13 protein-coding genes are annotated in these 16,964 nt (G+C 59.3%); 9 read left to right on the forward strand and 4 right to left on the reverse strand.

Features of this window, described 5'->3' with window-relative positions; all coding sequences use genetic code 11:
• The first annotated feature begins 5 nt into the window (after positions 1 to 5).
• Both AC07OP_RS16620 and AC07OP_RS16625 read left to right on the forward strand, forming a co-directional pair.
• The gene (locus AC07OP_RS16620; protein WP_495101851.1) at positions 6 to 854 is read left to right on the forward strand and encodes a transketolase; all 849 of its coding nucleotides are present in this window, start codon (positions 6 to 8) and stop codon (positions 852 to 854) included.
• Positions 851 to 1,873: a transketolase family protein gene (locus AC07OP_RS16625; RefSeq protein WP_495101850.1), complete on the forward strand. Its 1,023-nt coding sequence runs from the start codon at positions 851 to 853 to the stop codon at positions 1,871 to 1,873. The genes AC07OP_RS16620 and AC07OP_RS16625 overlap by 4 nt, the downstream gene beginning before the upstream one ends.
• Before the next feature lie 168 nt (positions 1,874 to 2,041).
• On the opposite strand, the gene AC07OP_RS16630 is transcribed toward AC07OP_RS16625, so the two are convergent.
• A complete protein-coding gene (locus AC07OP_RS16630; protein WP_495101849.1) occupies positions 2,042 to 2,596 on the reverse strand; it encodes a TetR/AcrR family transcriptional regulator in 555 nt (184 codons plus the stop codon).
• 178 nt (positions 2,597 to 2,774) lie between these two features.
• Between AC07OP_RS16630 and AC07OP_RS16635 the strand changes: the two genes are divergently transcribed.
• The 4 genes from AC07OP_RS16635 to AC07OP_RS16650 are packed head-to-tail and all read left to right on the forward strand — an operon-like array spanning position 2,775 to position 9,275.
• Positions 2,775 to 3,929 carry an efflux RND transporter periplasmic adaptor subunit gene (locus AC07OP_RS16635; RefSeq protein ID WP_495101848.1) on the forward strand — a complete coding sequence of 385 codons (1,155 nt, stop codon included), beginning with the start codon at positions 2,775 to 2,777 and terminating at the stop codon, positions 3,927 to 3,929.
• Positions 3,930 to 3,953: 24 nt separating this feature from the next.
• Positions 3,954 to 7,100: a multidrug efflux RND transporter permease subunit gene (locus tag AC07OP_RS16640; RefSeq protein ID WP_495101847.1), complete on the forward strand. Its 3,147-nt coding sequence runs from the start codon at positions 3,954 to 3,956 to the stop codon at positions 7,098 to 7,100.
• A 4-nt stretch (positions 7,101 to 7,104) separates the two neighbouring features.
• A complete protein-coding gene (locus tag AC07OP_RS16645; RefSeq protein WP_495101846.1) occupies positions 7,105 to 8,544 on the forward strand; it encodes an efflux transporter outer membrane subunit in 1,440 nt (479 codons plus the stop codon).
• A 32-nt stretch (positions 8,545 to 8,576) separates the two neighbouring features.
• Positions 8,577 to 9,275: a pentapeptide repeat-containing protein gene (locus AC07OP_RS16650; protein WP_495101845.1), complete on the forward strand. Its 699-nt coding sequence runs from the start codon at positions 8,577 to 8,579 to the stop codon at positions 9,273 to 9,275.
• A gap of 154 nt (positions 9,276 to 9,429) precedes the next feature.
• Here the strand turns inward: AC07OP_RS16650 and AC07OP_RS16655 are convergent, their stop codons facing one another.
• The 3 genes from AC07OP_RS16655 to AC07OP_RS16665 form a co-directional block, all read right to left on the reverse strand.
• The gene (locus AC07OP_RS16655) at positions 9,430 to 10,356 is read right to left on the reverse strand and encodes a sugar ABC transporter substrate-binding protein (RefSeq protein WP_495101844.1); all 927 of its coding nucleotides are present in this window, start codon (positions 10,354 to 10,356) and stop codon (positions 9,430 to 9,432) included.
• Positions 10,357 to 11,006: 650 nt separating this feature from the next.
• Positions 11,007 to 12,686 carry a methyl-accepting chemotaxis protein CtpM gene (gene ctpM, locus AC07OP_RS16660; RefSeq protein WP_495101843.1) on the reverse strand — a complete coding sequence of 560 codons (1,680 nt, stop codon included), beginning with the start codon at positions 12,684 to 12,686 and terminating at the stop codon, positions 11,007 to 11,009.
• A gap of 428 nt (positions 12,687 to 13,114) precedes the next feature.
• A complete protein-coding gene (locus AC07OP_RS16665) occupies positions 13,115 to 14,050 on the reverse strand; it encodes a LysR family transcriptional regulator (RefSeq protein WP_495101842.1) in 936 nt (311 codons plus the stop codon).
• Between the two features lie 165 nt (positions 14,051 to 14,215).
• Here AC07OP_RS16665 and AC07OP_RS16670 point away from each other — a divergent pair, with 165 nt between their 5' ends.
• From AC07OP_RS16670 to AC07OP_RS16680, 3 genes are read left to right on the forward strand one after another with little or no spacing between them, the layout of a single operon-like run.
• Complete coding sequence (locus tag AC07OP_RS16670) at positions 14,216 to 15,556, forward strand: cation:dicarboxylate symporter family transporter (protein ID WP_495101841.1); 1,341 nt, start codon at positions 14,216 to 14,218, stop codon at positions 15,554 to 15,556.
• 12 nt (positions 15,557 to 15,568) lie between these two features.
• Positions 15,569 to 16,129: a carboxymuconolactone decarboxylase family protein gene (locus AC07OP_RS16675; RefSeq protein WP_495101840.1), complete on the forward strand. Its 561-nt coding sequence runs from the start codon at positions 15,569 to 15,571 to the stop codon at positions 16,127 to 16,129.
• 10 nt (positions 16,130 to 16,139) lie between these two features.
• Positions 16,140 to 16,958: an SDR family NAD(P)-dependent oxidoreductase gene (locus tag AC07OP_RS16680; RefSeq protein WP_495101839.1), complete on the forward strand. Its 819-nt coding sequence runs from the start codon at positions 16,140 to 16,142 to the stop codon at positions 16,956 to 16,958.
• Positions 16,959 to 16,964: the final 6 nt, after the last annotated feature.

A 16,964-nucleotide genomic window follows, 5' to 3' on the forward strand; every position in this document is an offset into this window, starting at 1 on the left:
TCACCATGACTGCTCATCCTGCATTCGCGACATCCACGACTCTGGCGCAACGTGCCCACAACATCCGCCACCACGCATTGCGCATGGGGCAGGTTCAGGGACAAGGCTACGTCGGCCAGGCCCTCGGCGCCGCCGACCTGCTGGCCGTGTCCTACTTCCACGCATTGAACTATCGACCCGAAGACCCGGAATGGGAAGCCCGCGATCGCTTTTACCTGTCGATCGGTCACTACGCGATTGCACTGTATGCGGCCCTGATCGAAGCCGACATCATCCCGCTCGATGAACTGGAAACCTACGGCGCGGACGACAGCCGCCTGCCGATGTCGGGCATGGCCACCTACACCCCGGGGATGGAGATCACGGGGGGCTCACTGGGCCAGGGTTTGGGGATCGCGGTCGGCGCCTGCCTGGGCCTCAAACGCAAAGGCTCACCCTCCTTCGTCTACAACCTGCTGTCGGACGGCGAGCTGAATGAAGGCTCGACTTGGGAAGCGGTGATGTCGGCGTCGCACTGGAAGCTCGACAACCTGATCGCCATCGTCGACGTCAACAACCAGCAAGCTGACGGTTACTCGAGTGAAATCCTCTCGTTCGAGCCTATCGTCGATCGCTGGCAGGCTTTTGGCTGGTTCGCCCAGCGCGTCGATGGCAATGATCTGGAAGCACTGGTCGCCGCATTCGACGCCGCGCGCAACCATCCCGGAACCCAGCCACGGGTGATCATTTGCGATACCAAAATGGGCAAAGGCGTGCCCTTCCTCGAATCCCGTGAAAAAACCCATTTCATCCGAGTGGAAGAACACGAATGGGATCTGGCACTGAGCAACCTTGAAGAAGGAAAAAACCAATGAGCAACGCATCCAACACTCCGTCTTCCACGGTTGAACCGGTCAAAAAACGCCTGACCACCTCGGCGATGATCGCCTCGATTGCCTCAGAAGGTCAGGCCACCAGGTCCGCACCTTTTGGTCATGCGCTGGCCGCGCTTGCAGATCAGCGTCCGGATATCGTCGGCCTGTCCGCCGACTTGTCCAAGTACACTGACCTGCACATTTTCGCCAAGGCGCATCCGGATCGTTTCTATCAGATGGGCATGGCCGAGCAACTGCTGATGAGTGCGGCAGCGGGTATGGCCCGGGAAGGTTTTGTGCCTTTCGCCACCACCTACGCCGTGTTCGCTTCTCGCCGCGCCTATGACTTCATTTGCATGGCGATTGCTGAAGAGAACCTCAACGTCAAGATCGTCTGTGGCTTGCCCGGCCTCACCACCGGTTACGGCCCAAGCCACCAGGCCACAGATGACCTGGCGATCTTCCGCGCCATGCCCAACCTGATGATCGTCGACCCGTGCGATGCGCTTGAAATCGAACAGGCCGTGCCCGCCATCGCAGCGCACCAAGGCCCGGTTTACATGCGCTTGCTACGCGGAAATGTGCCGCTGGTACTGGACGAGTACGGCTACAAATTCGAGATCGGCAAAGCCAAGACCCTGCGTACCGGTAACGATGTTCTGATCATCTCCACCGGTTTGATGACCATGCGCGCACTGGAGGCTGCTAAAGAGCTGCAAGCGGATGGCCTTGATGTCGCCGTGTTGCACGTGCCGACGATCAAGCCACTGGATGAGCAAACCATTCTGGCTGAAGCCCGCAAACCAGGTCGCCTGGTGGTCACCGCAGAAAACAGCTCCATTATTGGTGGACTGGGCGAGGCAGTCGCCGGCGTGTTACTGCGCAATGGCGTGACGCCGACCTTCAGGCAGATTGCATTACCCGATGCATTTCTGGATGCCGGGGCCTTGCCGACGCTGCATGATCGTTACGGCATTTCGACTGAGGCTGTCAGCGCTCAGATCAAAGCCTGGCTTTGACCGCATTCACCGCATGCACCGATAACACTCAGCCCCAATCGAACGGTTTGAAAACCTGAAACTGCACCCAGATAGCGGCCTATGGAGACAGCGGTCGCTATTCATATACGTGCAAGCCCCCTGCGCCGCGAGCATCGACACCGTAGCGTCGGTTCCGAGGCCCAGCCTTCAACGGCTGGTAGCGCCCTGCAGAAAAAACTGCATGACCTGCGTCGCCATGCCGACGCGGGCAACCCGCCCACGCCGTTCCGCATCGACAAATCCGTAAATGATCGAGGCAAACATCTCCGTCAGCACCTGGGCACTGATGTCGATACGAAACACTCCTTCGTGCTGACCACGCAGAAAAAAATCGTCTAGCGCGTCCGAATAAGGCTGCCAGCGACTGCCGCCTGCGCGTTCATCCAGCGAGTCAGGCTTCCACTGGAAGGCCAGGAAAGCCAGAAGTTCACGGTGGGTCAAATGGTTTTCGATCAGGCGCTGGAGGGCCTCAAGCGGCGGTGCCTCCTGCAGGTTCGCGTTCTCCATGACCTGGTTGATCACGACAGAGCCGTAATTGAACAACATCTCAATGAGGTTGTTACGTGTGCCACAGAAGCGATTCAACGTGGCCTTGCTCACCCCTGCGGCTTCGGCGATGTCTTTGAACGTCCCTGCCGGGTGATCGACCATGGCAATGGCCAGGGCCTTCAACAGTTTCTCGTTCGCTGCAGATAAATCCATTAGGCGTTTCTTCGATTATCAGAATGACGTGCGAGCCATTGTGCAGAAATGGCTCATCTTCTCAAGCGCTATGGCGAAGTTGCTCACAAAAGCCTCTTATGAGTCAATATTGACTCATTTGACAAAATAAACAATCATTCGCATCTTTAGCAGCTAATGGGCGTGGCCCAGGTGAAAGATGAGTACGTCGCGCAGATGGCAAGTGGTTCCGGTACTCCCTTTATTGGCCGCATTGAGCCTGGCAGGTTGTGAAAAGCCGCCGCAGGGTTGGGGCGGACCCGGGGGGCCGCGTGAAGTCGAAGCGATGACAGTCAGCAGCGAACCACTGACCCTGATCGCACAACTACCGGGGCGTGTAGAGCCGGTGCGCGTGGCTGAAGTGCGCGCACGGGTAGCGGGCATCGTGCTGGCTCGGCATTTCGAGGAAGGCGCGGATGTCAAAGCCGGCGATCTGCTGTTTCAGATCGACCCGGCGCCGTTCAAGGCTGCGCTCTCGCGGGCTCAGGGCGAACTGGCCAAGACCGATGCGGCGCTGTTCCAGGCCCAGGCGACCGTCAAGCGTTACGAACCATTGGTCAAGATCGAGGCCGTAAGTCAGCAGGACTTCGATACCGCCAAAGCGGCCCTGCAAAGCGCTCTGGCAGCCAAGCGCTCGGCCCAGGCCGATATCGAGACAGCCAGGCTGAACCTCGGCTACTCCACGGTCAAAGCCCCTATCGCCGGGCGCATAGGCCGAGCCCTGGTCACCGAGGGTGCATTGGTCGGTCAAGGCGACGCGACCATGATGGCGCGCATCCAGCAACTGGACCCGATCTACGTCGACTTCACCCAGCCCGCGGCCGATGCATTGCGCATGCGCGCCGCCATCGAACAGGGGCGCCTTACCGGCAACGCTGAAAACCCGCTGACCCTGAGTGTCGAAGGCTCAGAGCACCAGAGCCAGGGCGAACTGTTGTTCTCCGATGTCGCCGTGGACCGCGCCACCGGCCAGATCTCGCTGCGCGGGCGCTTCGCCAACCCGGGAACGGCGCTGCTGCCGGGCATGTACGTGCGCGTCAGTGCGCCACAAGGCCTGGACAAGGCCGCCATTCTGATACCGCAACGCGCCGTGCAGCGCTCTGCCGATGGTCAGGCACGAGTGCTGGTCATCGGCCAGGACCAGACAATCGAAGCCAAACCGGTGAACACCGGCGCCATGCAGGGCTCCCGCTGGCAGATCACCAAGGGACTGGTCGTGGGTGACCAGATCGTCACCGGCGCAATGAACGGCATCAATCCTGGCGACAAAGTCATTGCCAAATCGCTGACTACCCAGCAGGCCAAGGTCCAGTAAGGGCGTAGCGCTCAAGGAAACGACATGTCTCAGTTCTTTATCCGACGCCCGAATTTTGCCTGGGTCGTCGCGTTGTTCATCATGCTCGCCGGTCTGCTGGTCATCCCGTTGCTTCCGGTGGCCCAGTACCCGGTCGTCGCGCCACCGCAGATCACCATTACCGCCAACTACCCGGGCGCCTCGGCGAAAGTCTTGGTGGATTCGGTCACCAGCGTCATCGAGGAAGAACTCAATGGCGCCAAGGGTCTGCTTTATTACGAGTCCACCAGCAACTCCAACGGTACCGGCGAGATCGTCGTAACCTTCGAACCCGGGACCAGCCCACCGCTGGCCCAGGTCGATGTCCAGAACCGGATCAAGAAAGCCGAGGCTCGCCTGCCCAAGGCCGTGCTCGATCTGGGCCTGCAGGTCGAGCAAGCCAGCTCCGGCTTCCTGATGATTTACACCCTGAGCTACAAAGGCGACAGCGCCGGCAAAGACACCGTCGCCCTCGCCGACTTTGCCGCGCGCAACGTCAACAATGAAATCAGTCGCGTCAAAGGTGTCGGTCGGCTGCAGTTTTTCGCGGCTGAAGCCGCCATGCGGGTCTGGATCGATCCGCAGAAGTTGATCGGTTATGGGCTGTCCATCGACGATGTGAATGCGGCAATCCGTACGCAGAACGTCCAGGTACCGGCCGGCAGTTTCGGCAGCACCCCCGGCTCGTCGCAACAGGAGCTGACCGCGACCCTGGCGGTCAAGGGTACGCTGGACAATCCGGAGGAATTCGGCCGGATCGTCCTGAGCGCCAAACAGGACGGCTCGACTGTGCGCTTGGCCGATGTGGCACGTATCGCCGTGGGCAGTCAAAGCTACAACTTCGAGTCGCGCCTCAACGGCAAGCCTGCCGTTGCCGCCGCAGTGCAACTTGCCCCCGGCGCCAATGCCATTGCAACGGTGGCGGCGGTCAAGCAACGCCTGAACGAACTGTCGGTCAACCTGCCAAGCGATGCGGAGTTCTCCGTTCCCTACGACACCTCGCGCTTTGTCGACGTAGCCATCGACAAAGTGATCTACACCCTGATCGAAGCCATGGTCCTGGTGTTCCTGGTGATGTTCCTGTTTCTGCAGAACATCCGCTACACGTTGATTCCTGGCATCGTGGTGCCGGTCTGTCTGCTGGGCACGCTGACCTTCATGTACTTGCTGGGTTTCTCGGTGAACATGATGACCATGTTCGGCATGGTGCTGGCCATCGGCATCCTGGTGGACGACGCCATCGTGGTGGTGGAGAACGTCGAGCGCATCATGGCTGAGGAAGGACTCAGCCCCGCCGCTGCGACGGTCAAGGCGATGGGCCAGGTGTCGGGCGCAATCATCGGCATCACCCTGGTCCTGTCGGCGGTGTTCTTGCCGCTGGCCTTCATGTCCGGCTCGGTAGGCGTGATCTACCAGCAGTTCTCCTTGTCCCTGGCGGTGTCCATTTTGTTTTCGGGTTTCCTGGCCCTCACCTTCACCCCGGCGCTCTGTGCCACCCTGCTCAAACCCGTCCCCGCCGGGCATCACGAAAAACGCGGTTTCTTCGGCGCGTTCAACCGGGGTTTCAACCGCCTCACGCAGCGCTATGAGCGCCTCAATACCCAACTGGTCAAACGGACCGGGCGCTACATGTTGATCTATGCGGGCATCGTCGCCCTACTGGGCTTTTTCTACCTGCGCCTGCCCGAGTCTTTCGTCCCGGTGGAGGACCAGGGCTACCTGATTATCGATGTCCAGCTCCCTCCTGGGGCCACCCGTAACCGCACTGACCAGACGGCCCGAGAACTGGAACGCTACATGATGTCCCGGGACACCACAGCCTCGATGACCATGTTGCTGGGTTTCAGTTTTTCCGGCCAAGGCGAAAACGCCGGCCTCGCCTTCCCGACGTTGAAAGATTGGTCGGAGCGCGGCAAGGGACAGTCGGCTGCGGACGAGGCGGCAGCCTTCAACCAACGGTTTGCCAGCCTGAATGACGGCACCGTCATGGCCGTGAGCCCGCCGCCGATTGAGGGCATGGGCACTTCCGGTGGCTTCGCCCTGCGCCTGCAAGACCGCGCCGGACTCGGCCGAGAAGCCCTGTTGGCAGCGCGTGACCAGTTGCTGGGCAAGGCCAACGGCAATCCGAAGATTCTCTACACGCTGATGGAAGGTCTGGCTGAAGCACCGCAGTTGCGCCTGGATATCGATCGGGAGAAGGCCCGAGCGCTAGGGGTGAGTTTCGATTCGATCAACAACGCTCTGTCAACGGCGTTCGGCTCCACGGTGATCAATGACTTCGCGAATGCCGGCCGCCTGCAACGCGTGGTGGTGCAAGCCGAACAGGCCGCCCGCATGACACCCGAAAGCGTGCTCAAGCTGTATGTCCCCAACGACAGCAACGCCTTGGTGCCGCTGAGCGCGTTTGTTTCTACCCGTTGGGAGGAAGGCGCGGTACAGATCGCCCGCTACAACGGCTACCCGGCCATCAAGATCGCCGGGGATGCGGCGCCCGGGGTCAGCACCGGCGAAGCCATGGCCGAACTGGAACGCCTGGCCGCCGAACTTCCACCTGGCATAGGTTACGAATGGACCGGCCTGTCCTATCAGGAGAAGGTCGCCAGCGGCCAGGCCTTGACGGTCTTTGCCCTGGCCTTCCTGGTGGTGTTTCTGTTGCTGGTCGCGCTCTATGAGAGCTGGGCCATCCCGTTGACGGTGATGCTGATCGTACCGGTAGGTGCTTTGGGGGCCGTGTTGGCGGTTACCGCCGCTGGCATGCCCAACGACGTCTACTTCAAGGTCGGCCTGATCACCATCATCGGCCTGGCGGCGAAAAACGCAATCCTGATCGTCGAGTTCGCCAAAGAACTGTGGGAACAAGGCGTGCCCGTACGCGAGGCGGCTATTCAGGCCGCGCGCCTGCGTTTTCGCCCCATCGTGATGACCTCCATGGCCTTTATCCTCGGCGTCGTTCCTCTGACGCTGGCCACCGGAGCCGGCGCTGCCAGCCAGCGGGCCATCGGCACCGGGGTGATTGGCGGCATGCTCAGCGCCACCTTGCTGGGGGTGATTTTTGTCCCGGTGTTCTTCGTCTGGGTGCTGTCTTGGCTCAAGCGTCAACCTCACCCATCGACCCCTGACGAAACCCAGGCCCCAGCCCGGACCACGGAGTAACCCAATGCCGTCGAATAACTTCCGCTGGTCCACCGTAGCGACACTGAGTGTCGTGCTGGGGGGCTGCTCGCTGGCCCCTGATTACCAACGGCCCGAATCACCGGTTGCGGTGCGATGGAGCGACGCCGCGGCGCAAACACCCGGCACCGCCGCCGTCGATGCCGACGCCCTGAACTGGCAAGCCTTTATCGTCGACCCACAGCTGCGCCGGGCCGTGACGGCCGCCCTGGATAACAATCGCAGCCTGCGCCAGGCGCTGCTGGACATCGACGCGGCGCGCGCCCAGTACCGGATCCAGCGCGCCGACCGAGTACCGTCGCTCAACGCGATCGCCAGCGGCAATCGCCAGCGCCTGCCCGGTGACCTTTCCACCACAGGCAACCCGCAGGTCAACAGCACTTATCAGGTCGGCCTTGGGCTGAGCGAGTTCGAGCTCGATCTGTTCGGTCGAGTACGCAACCTGTCCGACGCGGCGCTGGAACAGTACCTGGCGACCGCAGAAGCAACCCGCGGCACACAGATCGCCCTGGTGGCCGAAGTCGCCCAGGCCTACTTGACCCGTGACGGCGCACAACGGCGCCTGGCACTTACCCGACAGACCCTGGAGACGCGCATGGCCTCGCTGGAACTGGTGACCCAGCGACGCAAGGCCGGTACCGCCACTGCACTGGATTATCAAGAGGCCCTGGGGCTGACCGAACAGGCCCGGGCCGAACTGGAGAGCACCGATCGAGAGCTGCGCCAGGCCGGGCATGCCCTGCAACTGTTGATCGGGACCCAGGATGCAGCAAGTTACCTGCCCGCCAGACCGCAGGATGAGCTGTTGGTGGTGCAGGACATTGAACCCGGCACCTCGTCGACGCTGATCGAACGGCGCCCGGATATCCTCGCCAGCGAACACCAACTCAGGGCGCGCAATGCCGATATCGGTGCCGCCAGGGCGGCGTTCTTCCCGCGCCTGTCACTGACCGGCTCGTTTGGTAGTTCCAGCAAGGAGTTGTCCGGCCTGTTCGACGGCGGCTCGAATGCCTGGACCTTTGCCCCGAGCCTGTCACTGCCGATCTTCGCCGGCGGGCGTAACCGCGCCGGTCTGGACCTGGCCAAGGTGCGCAAGGATTCGGCAGTGGCCAACTACGAAGGCACTATCCAGAACGCTTTCCGCGAGGTCGCCGACAGCCTCGCCGCCACCGACACGCTGCGCCGCGAGGAAGTCGCCCGCCAGGCACTGGCCGATTCCAGCCAAGAGGCGCTGAAACTGGCCAAGGCCCGCTATGAAGGAGGAATGGATACCCATCTGCGCTACCTGGATGCCCAGCGCAGTGCCTTCAGCGATCAATCCACGCTGATTCAGGTCAGCACCGAACGGCAGATTGCACTGACCAACTTGTTCAAAAGTCTGGGCGGTGGATGGCGTGCTGATGGTGCCGAAAATCGCAATGATTGAGCCCAGCCACTTATCGCCCCCCAGGAGGGTCAATGCACTCTGAAAGCAATTATCTGAAGATCGGTCCCGGCGAACTTGATGCAGCTTCTCTAGCGGAGTTGATCCAGGGGCAGTCCTCGCCCCTCTGGTTCACCGGCGTCGACTTCAGCGGACAGGATCTGTCGCGGGTCAATCTGCAAGGCGCACACTTCGAGCGCTGCCTCTTCGCAGGCAGCAATCTGACCGCGGCGAAGCTCGATAGCACCGAGTGGCTGAATTGCCGAGCAGCACACGCGATTTTTCGCTCGGCAACATTGGTCGATGCCAAGTTCGTCAGCTCCGACCTGAACAATACCCAGTGGCAGCACAGCAAGCTGGCTCACGCCTCCTTTGACGGCTGCAAGCTGACGGGCGCCAATTTCATTGACACCTCTACCCTGGGTTTGAGTTTTTCCGACTGCGTGCTGCGCAGCGCCTGCCTGTCCGGCCTTTCATTCTACAAATCGCAGTTGCGTGGCCTCGACTTCGCCGACGCCGACCTGAGTTACTGCGACTTTCGTCATGCCGTCTTTCTCGAGGGGGGAAGTTTGTCGCTGGCCCGGGTCAATAATGCTCGTTTCGACCAGGCTGATTTGCGGGAGGCGAGTCTGCATGGACTGCGCCTTGTCGATGCGAAGATGTTCAAGGGTGCGATTATCTCCAAAAGCCAGGCGGCGATGCTGCTATCAGGGTTAGGCCTGACAGTGTTGTAGCGCGAAGCTGGCGTTTACATTACTCATAGACAGTGTGCCGCTGGCAAGCCACAAGTACATCGGCAACACGCAGGAGCTCACGCTGAACATCCTGCGCGATGCCGAAAACTTGCACTCCAAGACGTTCGAAACCCTATCCGGCAGATGGACAATTTTAGTTATTCGTCAACCGTTGGAACTCCGCAACGTTTTCGGGTGTGATGAGGCGATAAGGAATAAACAAACTCTGTTCAACCATTTTCTTATCAATCATTTTTATGGCAGCCTCCAGAGCACCTTCTGATTGACCTCTAGCATCCTGGAATACGGATACCGTCATAAGGCCTCGTTGAATCGCGGCCAACCCGTCGGAAGTACCATCAACCCCTCCAACAAGAACTTCCTTTACCCCTGATTGACGTAGTGCCATAGCCGCGCCAATCGCCATTTCATCGTTATTGGATAGAATCGCGTCAATTTTTTTACCGGCCAACAACCAGTTATTTGTGATGTCCATACCTTTTTCACGGAGCCAAGAACCACTCTGTTCCTCAACTATATTGATATTCGGATACTTGGCCAGAACCTCCTTGAAACCCGTCGTACGACTGTGCGTCGCATTATTGGCCAAGTCCCCCAACAAAATGGCCACTCGACCTTTGCCCTCCAGCTTCTCAGCCAAGAATTGCGCTTGCATTCTCCCGGACTCCTTATCATCAGAAGTCACAGCTGCTACACCGCCAGGCAACTGAGGCTTATCGGGTCTCCGGTTAAGGTAAACCAGCGGAATTCCTGCTTTGACGGCCGATTCAGTAATAGCATCGGTTGCACCGGTATCCACCGGGTTGACGATGATCGCATCGACTTTCTGGCTAATGTAGCTCTGAACCTGGTTTAACTGTTTGACCACGTCATTGCGTGCATCTTCAAACTGAAGATCAACACCTTCTTTTTCTGCCCGATGGCTTAAATAGTTTCGCAAGGCGGTAAGGTAAGTATCATCAAACGTCGGCATACTGACACCGATCCTAAGTTCAGCCAACACAGTGGAACTCACCAACAACAACATCGAAAAAGCCAACACACGAGATTTGATATGCATGTTTAAAACTCCTTTTTATTGTAGGTATGGGTGCATCATCAAAAACATCAGCGGTCAATAAAGAGTCCGGCTTCGAGCAACGCCTCGTCCCAGCGGTGACTGATCTCCAGGCCATCGGCGTCCGTCACGGCATAAGGCGGTGGCCCCAGCTCACAGGTAAAAGAAAAGCTGGCCGAGGTGTCCGACCGGTTAAGCCAACCCTTGACCCCATAGCGCCACCCACCCAGAAAAGGCGCCAGCCAAGGTCAATGCTGGGCAAATTTCCATTGCATGGGCAGCCTCGAGGCCGGTCCGGCGATAGTCACGGGTGCAGGCCGGGAGGCACGGGCAAAGGTCGCGCTTGGTTCGGGCATCTTTTTATTCTCCGCAAGCAGGGTGATTCCAGGCGTTTGCCTGGACGAGGGATCACATCACCGCTAGAAAATATAGGGCGCAGGGAAGTGCTCCTCAATCCCCCGCACTCATTCCCTATCAAGCTATCATCTGGTTCCTCTAGCGCTTGATGGTTTTCTATCAAGGCGCTCCTGAGGCCCGCCAGCGCATCCACGAACGACGTTCCAGCTACCTGACCAGGCTTTCCACGGCAACCGTGCAACCGCAATCGCTGATCATGACCTCAGAAGCTGATTGGCCTTTTTCGAATGGCTGCATCAAATCCGGAACTGCCCCACCAGCAGGCCCAACCGCTGTCCGAGGCTCGCCAGGCTGCGAGAAGTCTGAGCGCCCAGTTGAGTCTCATCGGCCACGCTGTCTACCGCCACCGCGATTTGCTGCACACTGCGGTTGATCTCCTCAGCCACGGCCGTTTGTTCTTCCGCGGCGCTGGCAATCTGTGCGTTCATCGAATTGATGGTGCCAATCAGTTGCGCCATGGTGTCCAAAGAGACACCGGCCTGATTGGCCTGAGCCGACGTACCGTCACCGGCATCGCTGGAGCGGCGCATGGCTTCCACCGCCTTACGCGTCCCCTGCTGCAAGCGGTCAATCATCCCCTGGATTTCCTGGGTGCTCTGCTGGGTTCGACTAGCCAGCGCCCGAACCTCGTCGGCCACCACCGCAAAACCACGTCCAGCCTCACCGGCCCGGGCGGCTTCGATGGCCGCGTTGAGCGCCAGCAGGTTGGTCTGCTCGGCGATTGAGCGGATCACATCCAGTACGCTGACAATTGATGAAACATCCTCCTGCAAACTGTCCAGTGAGGTACCGCTGCTACGGATATCACTGACCAGGGCATGAATCTGCCGGATGCTGCCGTCTACCACCCGCTTGGCGATCTGCCCCTCTTCGTCGGTCTGCTGGGCAGCCAACGCAGCGCTCTGGGCACTGCGAGCCACTTCCTGTGCCGCCGAGGACATCTCATTGATAGCGGTGGCCACTTGATCGGTCTCATGGCGCTGACGCTCCATGGCCTGATCCGAGCGCTGAGCCTGCTCGGACACCTGAGCCACCAGTCCGGTCAGTTGTGTGGTCATTTCGTTGATCTGACGAACCAGGCCATGGATCTTGTCGACAAAGCGATTGAACGAACCAGCCAGCTCGCCCAGTTCATCCTGGCTGGTGATCACCAGACGGCGGGTCAGATCGCCCTCGCCCGCCGCAATGTCATCCAGATTGGCTTTCATCAGGTTCAATGGCCGCAGCATGTTATTGGCCATCAGCATGCCCACAGCTGCAATCACCACCAGCAGCAAGACCGCGAACCCCAGAATGCTCAGCAGCACGTCCTGCATGCGCTCGTGTACCTCGGCGTCAACCACTGCCACCTGAGCATTGATACCGTCGATATTGATCGACGAGCCAATGATCATGTCCCATTTAGGCAGGTACTCGCTGTAGCCCAACTTCGGTACCCTCACATCACTGCCTGGCTGTGCAGCGTCGTACGCCACATAATGACTATCGTCTTTGGCCGCTCTCACCAGTTCGCGGTTGACGTACACACCGTTGGCGTCGTGGTTGTCCTTGAAGCTTTTGCCCACACCGTCCGGGTTGTTGCCTTTGAACAGGCGAATGGTCTCTGAGTCGAAACCGAAGAAGTAACCATCCTTGCCATAAGTGATGTTTGACAGCAGTTTGACCACCTCGGCGCGAGCGGCCTGGTCACCCGAGGGGGCAGCGTCGTACAGCGGTTTGATCGTGGTAAGAGCGACTTCGACGTAACTCTTCAATGCCAACCTGGCGTCTCCAAGAAGGCGTTGCCGAGTCTCTTCGACCTCTTTTTTCGCCTGCTGCTGGAGCATCAGAACTGTCGTCAGACTGATCACCAGTGCAAACAGCAAAACGGGTAACACCGCGATGGAAAGGACTTTAGTCTTCAGACTTAAGCGCATAGATCACTCACTTTTTATTTTCGTTAGGAGGATAGATCGTTAAAGACAGGTCGGATCAAACGCGATAACTTCCCCTGCCATCGTGGAGTAGTCACGCAGGTCAAAAAGCCAGGTTGCTGGGTATTTCGTACAGGCACCGATGTAGAACATACCTGCGGCAAAGCCCACTTAAGCCCAAATCCTGACTCATCGTCAGCGCGGCAAAACCGATGTCGGTGCGATCCAGAGAGTTGACGAAACAGGCGATGGCTAATAGTGGGATCAATCGTATTGCCGCTTTACGGTAAGCACTCGACGCTCTGAGCGTTCGACACGGCCGAGCATATGCCAGCCCTGTTCCCCTTGACCAAGACCTTTAGATCATACGTATCCATGCCGACCTGGCATGGGGACCTATGTTGAGTCAGCACCTCATCCTGGATTTTTTCTCATGCGCCCTCGCGACCAAGCCAAAGAGTAGCCTCCTTCCACGCGCCAACCGTCACAAGTTCCTCCAAGGTTTCCAGCACAATTTTTTCCCAACTCAATGCCAAACGACTATTCCTGCGGTCTTTGAGTGTCGTCAACGAAACCGTAGAGCGAATGCCCGGTCTTTCAATCGCATGGCCCACCAAAATGCCCTTGGCGATGTCTTCCTGGACCGCGGCATGAGCAAGAATCGAATAGCCCATACCTTCGGCCACTAGGCGCTTGGTCAGGCTGACGCTGTCTACATCGAATATGACATTCAAGTGAAAGCCATTTTGTGCCGCCACCTGTTCAATCAGACGCCGATTGCTGTGGGGCAACCCTGGGAGGATCAACGGAAAATCTGCCAGGCCCATGATGCGCACCGATTTCGGCGCCTCCCCCGGTGGCCCGACCAGCACCATTCGTTCACTGAAAATGGGCCTGACATCGAAAGCCTCAAGCAACGGTTGGTTGTACACCACCGCGACCTGGATCCGGCCATCCAGTAGCCACTCCTGCAACGAAGTGCTCAAGCCTTCCAATGCATGCAATGAGGCCTTCGGCCAGCGCTCGTGAAAACGACGAATCAACTGCGGCCCGACGATGGTGCCGATCGCGGGCGGCAACCCAATTGCCAGATGGCCGCGCTCTTCGATCGCACTGTTGCGGACATGGTCGGCGGTTTCCTCCATGTAACGCAGCATGACATCCGCTCGTTCCAGCAGGCGCGCCCCAGCGGCAGTCAGCTCCACTCCCCGGCCATGACGAATGAACAGTGCCACCTGCAACTGCTCTTCCAGCTTGGCGATCTGCCGACTCAGCGCCGGCTGAGCGATGAAAAGCTCTTTCGCTGCGCGACTGAAGGCGCCGCACTGGGCCACTTTTACAAAGGAGCGAAGTTCTCGAATGTCCATCTTAGCCACCATGCCGTAATGGCATAGCTTTGTATCAAAATAAGGTTTTTGTGCCTAGGGTTAGTTTTTTCTATGCTCAACACAGATAGCTGAAGGCCCAGCTTGCACAGCAAGCGGCGCGTTACCACAAGAACAATGATGCCCACTATCGGGTCAGGAAATGCCATGAATCAGTTAAAGAAGCTCCACGTGCAGGTGCTGATAGCGCTTGTTGCTGCCGTCATACTCGGTTTCGCCGCCCCCCAATGGGCGGTGGCCATGAAACCCCTCGGACAAGCGTTCATTGCCCTGCTGAAAATGATGCTTGCGCCCATCGTCTTCGTGACCCTGGTCCATGGTCTTACCCACGTTCAGGACATGCGCAAACTCGGCCGGCTCGGTGTCAAATCGCTGATCTACTTTGAAGTGGTCAGCACGGTCGCGATGCTGATCGGTTTCATCCTGGTCAACGTGGTGGAGCCGGGCGTAGGCCTGCATGCCACCGGCCTGACCGAATCCAGTGAAGCGATCAAGGCAACCTCTGCGGCCGGTAGTGTGTCCATGATCAACTACCTGCTGGGTCTGATCCCCCACACATTGGTCGATGCATTCGCCAAGGGCGACATCATTCAAGTGTTGATTATCTCGGTACTGGCGGGTATCGCGATCAACCGCGTTTGCGGCCCGGATTCGGTCGCCGTAAAAGCCATTGGTGAAGCGCAAAGCATCCTCTTCAAAATGCTCAGCTTCATCATGAAACTGGCCCCCCTAGGTGCGTTCGGCGCCATGGCCGCGGCCATCGGCAGCTACGGTGGCGACACCCTCCTCTACCTCCTGAAGTTGATCGCGGGTTACTACGCAGCGTCGTTGATCTTCGTGTTCGGCATTCTGGGCTCGATCAGTTGGTCCATCGGCTTGCCGTTCGGCAGTGTGCTGCGCCTGATTCGCGATGAAATCCTGCTGGTGTTCGGCACGGCGTCCGGTGAAGTGGTGTTTCCACGCCTGATCGAAAAACTGCAGCGCAGCGGTTGCGATGAAGTGGTGGTCGGCTTCGTCCTTCCAGCCGGCTACAGCTTCAATCTCGACGGCACCGCGATCTACATGGCCATTGCCATCGGGTTCATCGCCCAAGCCACCGACACGCCGTTCTCCCTGGTGCAGCAACTTGGGTTGCTGGCAATCCTGAGTATCACCTCCAAGGGCGGCACCACCGTTGCGGGGGGGGCCTTCATCAAGCTGGCCGCCACCTTACAGTCGGTACAAACGCTGCCCCTGAGTGGCCTGGGGCTTCTGTTTGGCATCGACCGCATCATGGCCACCGCCACCGCCCTGACCAATATCGTCGGCAACACCATCGCGGTGTTCGCCATTGCACGCTGGGAGGGTGCCTTCAACCCTGAAGATTTCGAGCGCGAAACCGGCCGTAAACCGAGCCGCAGCCTACTGCGCCCGCCGGTGGAAACCCAGTCGGCCGAGTTGCCCATCGAGCCTGCGCACAAACCCCACATTCAGTCACCGCGTCCCTGACAGGAAAGCTCCATGAATCGTCTGCCCCCTATTGACCCGAACAACCTCAGCGATGCGCAGCGCCCAGTTTACGAGCGCATCGCCAACGGCCCGCGCAAAGGTGTGCGAGGCCCTCTGGCCATCTGGCTGCATCGGCCGGAACTGGCGGAGTGTGCCCAAGCGCTGGGCCGTTACTGCCGCTATGACACCTGCCTAGACCCGCGCCTGTCGGAGCTGGCCATCCTGATGATGGGGCGCCACTGGCTCGCCGAATACGAATGGGCCGCACACAAGCCGTTCGCACTGGAGGCTGGCTTGGCTCCGCACATCATCGATGCCATTCGGGATGACCTGGCGCCGGCGTTCGAAAACGCCGATGAAGCGCTGGTCTACCGCTTCATTCGCGAACTGCATGCCCAGCGTGCAATCAGCGACGGCCTGTACGCCGAATTCACCGAGCTGTTGGGCACAGATGCGGCCGTCGACCTGGTCGGCATCGCGGGTTACTACAGCCTGATTTCCATGACCATCAAAGTGTTCGAAGTGCCTGCCCCTGCGGGCTGCACTGCCGAACTGCCGACTACATTGAACTGAGGATATGTGCATGACCGATACTCTTCCAAAAAGCGATCGTCTCCAAGGCAAGGTCGCTATCGTCACCGGTGCGGGTTGCGTCGGCAGCGGCTGGGGCAACGGACGCGCGGTCGCGGTGATATTCGCCATGGCCGGTGCCAAAGTGTTCGCGGTCGATCGTGATCTGGGGGCCATGGAGGAAACTCTGGAGCGCATCCGCGATGCGGGTGGTGAAGTCACGCCTTATGCCTGCGACGTCACCAATACCCAGGCCGTCGCGGCCATGGTTGCCGCCTGCAAAGAGACCTATGGCACCGTCGATATTCTGGTGAACAACGTCGGCGGTTCGGCGGCGGGTGGCGCCGTTGCCTTGGCTGAAGAAAAGTTCGACGCCCAGATTGCCCTGAACCTCAGCAGCGTCTACCTGACCTGCAAGCACGTACTGCCGCTGATGGAAGCCCAAGGCAGCGGCTCGATCATCAACACCGCCTCGACCTCCGGTATTCGATGGACAGGTTCGGCCCAAGTGGCGTACGCCGCGAGCAAAGCCGGGGTGATCCAGCTCTCGCGCGTAACCGCCGTGGAGTACGCGCCCAAAGGCATCCGCGTGAACACCGTGGTACCCGGGCAGTTGCACACGCCGATGGTAGAGGTACGCCTCGCCGGCCAACGCACCGGTGGTGATGTGAGCAAATTGCTCGATACACGCCTGGCACGCATTCCCCTCGGGTTCATGGGCGACGGCCGCGACACGGCTTACGCGGCGCTGTACCTGGCCAGCGATGAGTCGCGCTTCGTCACCGGCACTGAAATTATCGTCGATGGCGGCATGACGGCGCGCTGCGACTGAGCCAGC

This window comes from Pseudomonas sp. GW821-FHT09D08, assembly GCF_059416305.1.

Coding starts and splice junctions, on each gene's coding strand:
- ctpM (WP_495101843.1), bottom strand. CDS start 12,686: ATGCGCTTAAGTCTGAAGACTAAAGTCCTTTCCATCGCGGTGTTACCC.
- AC07OP_RS16680 (WP_495101839.1), top strand. CDS start 16,140: ATGACCGATACTCTTCCAAAAAGCGATCGTCTCCAAGGCAAGGTCGCT.
- AC07OP_RS16620 (WP_495101851.1), top strand. CDS start 6: ATGACTGCTCATCCTGCATTCGCGACATCCACGACTCTGGCGCAACGT.
- AC07OP_RS16665 (WP_495101842.1), bottom strand. CDS start 14,050: ATGGACATTCGAGAACTTCGCTCCTTTGTAAAAGTGGCCCAGTGCGGC.
- AC07OP_RS16675 (WP_495101840.1), top strand. CDS start 15,569: ATGAATCGTCTGCCCCCTATTGACCCGAACAACCTCAGCGATGCGCAG.
- AC07OP_RS16670 (WP_495101841.1), top strand. CDS start 14,216: ATGAATCAGTTAAAGAAGCTCCACGTGCAGGTGCTGATAGCGCTTGTT.
- AC07OP_RS16650 (WP_495101845.1), top strand. CDS start 8,577: ATGCACTCTGAAAGCAATTATCTGAAGATCGGTCCCGGCGAACTTGAT.
- AC07OP_RS16630 (WP_495101849.1), bottom strand. CDS start 2,596: ATGGATTTATCTGCAGCGAACGAGAAACTGTTGAAGGCCCTGGCCATT.
- AC07OP_RS16655 (WP_495101844.1), bottom strand. CDS start 10,356: ATGCATATCAAATCTCGTGTGTTGGCTTTTTCGATGTTGTTGTTGGTG.
- AC07OP_RS16625 (WP_495101850.1), top strand. CDS start 851: ATGAGCAACGCATCCAACACTCCGTCTTCCACGGTTGAACCGGTCAAA.
- AC07OP_RS16645 (WP_495101846.1), top strand. CDS start 7,105: ATGCCGTCGAATAACTTCCGCTGGTCCACCGTAGCGACACTGAGTGTC.
- AC07OP_RS16640 (WP_495101847.1), top strand. CDS start 3,954: ATGTCTCAGTTCTTTATCCGACGCCCGAATTTTGCCTGGGTCGTCGCG.
- AC07OP_RS16635 (WP_495101848.1), top strand. CDS start 2,775: ATGAGTACGTCGCGCAGATGGCAAGTGGTTCCGGTACTCCCTTTATTG.